This window comes from Succinivibrio sp., assembly GCF_045124615.1.
GTDB classification, from domain to species: Bacteria; Pseudomonadota; Gammaproteobacteria; order Enterobacterales; family Succinivibrionaceae; genus Succinivibrio; species Succinivibrio faecicola.
The window spans coordinates 1-2927 of the sequence record NZ_JBGVMC010000336.1 but is presented as its reverse complement, the minus strand read 5'-3'; the positions used below and the strand labels follow the sequence as shown (position 1 = coordinate 2927).

The 2927-nt window shown below is 34.6% G+C and carries 1 protein-coding gene and 1 tRNA gene; both read right to left on the bottom strand.

Annotated features, from left to right (window positions below; all coding sequences use genetic code 11):
• Nucleotides 1-175: 175 nt before the first annotated feature.
• Nucleotides 176-260: transfer RNA gene (locus tag ACJML3_RS08930), tRNA-Leu, on the bottom strand.
• A 189-nt stretch (nucleotides 261-449) separates the two neighbouring features.
• Nucleotides 450-2738 (bottom strand): transglycosylase SLT domain-containing protein, encoded by a 2289-nt coding sequence (locus ACJML3_RS08925; RefSeq protein ID WP_406022491.1) that lies wholly within the window; start codon nucleotides 2736-2738, stop codon nucleotides 450-452.
• Nucleotides 2739-2927: the final 189 nt, after the last annotated feature.

Genomic DNA, 2927 nt, shown 5'->3' with positions numbered 1-2927 from the left:
ATTTTTGGTCACTCCTAGAGTAAAAATACAATGGAGTGACTTCAGAGTGACTTATCTTTTATGATATGGTTAAAATAGGATAAGTTAGGATAGGTTAATTATAAGTTAAAGCGCATCAGAATGCGAGTTTTAAATGATTTTGGGATAGGTTGGGATAGATAAGATTTTATAGAAATGGTGCCCAGGACGAGACTTGAACTCGTACTCCTTGCAGAACTACCCCCTCAAAGTAGCGTGTCTACCAATTTCACCACCTGGGCAACGGTTGATATGATAACAAATATATAGATAAAGTAAATACTTAAATAATATTTTTTTACATGCATTTAATTTATTTTTTCAAAATGACCTCTTTTGAAAAATAAATTAAATAAAAATGAGAACCCCCACACTTTCAGAACCTTACAAAATCCTTTAAAAGTGACTTTTTCTTTTCTCGATACTGTATTCTAGTATCTGTAATTTTTCTCATGAGAATACAGAAGATTATCCTCTTTTCCGGTCAGAAGCTTTTTGTAGATGACATCATATAAGATTACATTCTGTACATACAATCTTGTTTCCTTAAAAGGAATATTCTCAATGTACATTGCACTATCACGAACACCACCATCCTTTGACGCCCAGATCTTTATTCTTCCAGGACCTGCATTATATGCAGCAGCTGCAAGGATTCTGTTATTGTCAAATCTGTTGAGCATATCCTTTAGATAAGCTGAACCTAATCTGATGTTGTACTCAGGCTCTACAAGATCTGATGGACCATTGTAAGCCCATTTATTTTTTCTTGAAACAAGTTTTGCAGTATCAGGCATAAGTTGCATTAAACCTACAGCACCAACTGGGGATTTGATCCTTGGATTTAGCATACTCTCCTGTCTTGATATGCCATATAAGAATGAAATTGGCACATTTGAATAGTCAGAGTACTTCTGATATAGCTCAAGATATGGCTTTGGGAATCTGTAATCAAGAGCATCCCATCTTTTACCTGCAACTACACTTGAAATTGAGTATGCAATATTTCCTGTTGATAATGCCCATTCTGCCATCAGCAAGGCATCTTCATTTGTTGAGGTTTTTGCAACCTCCTTCCACTCAACTGACGCACAGTAATCATTGAGTACTCTAAATTCAAAGAAACGTACTGCAGCCTTATTGTGTTTTAGTTTTCCAGGCCATACAGCTTTTTCAGGCAGTTTTTCGTGATTGAATGGCAGAGGTTTTGAAAGCTCAGTTGCAGCAAGGAAACCAAAGAAGCTTCTGTCATTTGAAATCTGCTCCATGAGCTGATTACTCTGCTCTATACGGCCGATTTCGCGGGCAGAACGTGCTTTCCAGTATCTCCAGTTAATCAAAGAACGATCATATTCAGTCAGATGATCATACAAGTCATAAACAATCTGCCACTGTGAGAACCAGATAGCTTTTCTCATTCTCATGATTTTGATATCTTCAGTCCATAAAACAGCAGGCAGATTTCTATCAACCCATGTAACCTCATCAATAGTAGCTTGTCTTGATAGGAAAGACTGCGCAAAAATCTGCATTACCTCAAGACGCTGATGATCTGTTACATTGTATTTTTTACAAAATGGGTCAAAAAGCTCTATTGCATCTTTAGCATTAAGATTAGCAAATCGTTTGAATGCAAGTACTGCTGCTCTGCTCTTATCATCGCCTTTTATTACATATTTCTCATCCATGATTTTTGAAGGATCATCATACAGATCCATCAGAGCAGAAATTCTATCCTTATATACGGAATTTGAAAGAGATCTTGCAAGATTCTGTGTAGTCTGTTCATAGTTTCTTGCAATATATGCTCGCTCAAAACGCTCAAGAGTAAGCTTATCTGTAAGATATCCGTGTTTTGCCCAGGTACTGATAAGACCATCGCAACCTTGTGGATACTGCTTTAATCTAAGATACAGTTTTGATGCAAATACAGAAGCAGAGCTATCTGCAAAACCTCTATTCCATCTTGCCTCATAATAACGACACTGTCTTGAAAGCTGTACTGAGTTGAGCTCGACATTATCTTCAAAAGGCTTCTTTCCTATAAGTTCAAGAACTTTTTTATACTGTTTCTTTTTAGACAGATAATCAATATAAACGCTCTTCACATAGGAGTTTAACTCCTGATGATGAGACTGTTTTAAAAACTGTTTTACTAAAGAATACTTTTCAATCTTTGGATCTTCAACTAGATAATAATAGTCAATCCATATTGCAAGAGGATAACCTTTTAAAAAATTGCGTTTTATATATAAAGCCTTTTGCTCATCACCCTTTTTAATAGCAGTTTTAGCATCATTAAAGTAATTTCTCTGCTTTACAAGCTCAGGTGTTGTTTCAAGCAGTGGATTCTTTAACATTGAATCTGAGACTGATTTTGGAGTTTCCTTGTTAAAAGGAGGCTTAACATTCAGAGGAGGCTTTTTAACAGTTGCAACTCTTTTATTTGCAACACTCTTTTTTGTTACAACTTTCTTTTTTGAATTACTTTTTTTCTGAGCTTTAGAGATAGCCTTTTTTATATTCTTTTTGGTATTAGCTTTTTTCAAAGCTCTTGCATTTTTCTTCTTAACAGTCTTTTTTACTTTCTTTTTAGCTGTACTCTTTTTTGTGCTGCTAGTAGTGTTATCTGCAGCATAGGCATTAAATACTGGAGTTACTGATGTAATAAAAAATAAAACTGATAAACAAAGTATCAGTTTTCTAAAAATTTTCTTCATTAAAAAAGCTCTTTGTCATGTTCTATCTTACGAATAAGATTATACGACAAAGAGCTTTGTATGAACTTATTTTTTATCGCAAAGTTTAACTAACTTCTTGTAAATACAGTGTAATAACCAATTAAAAGAAGAATTGCTATTACAGCTGTCAGGATATAGCGGTAATAGATCCTAAGTTTTGATGAAACT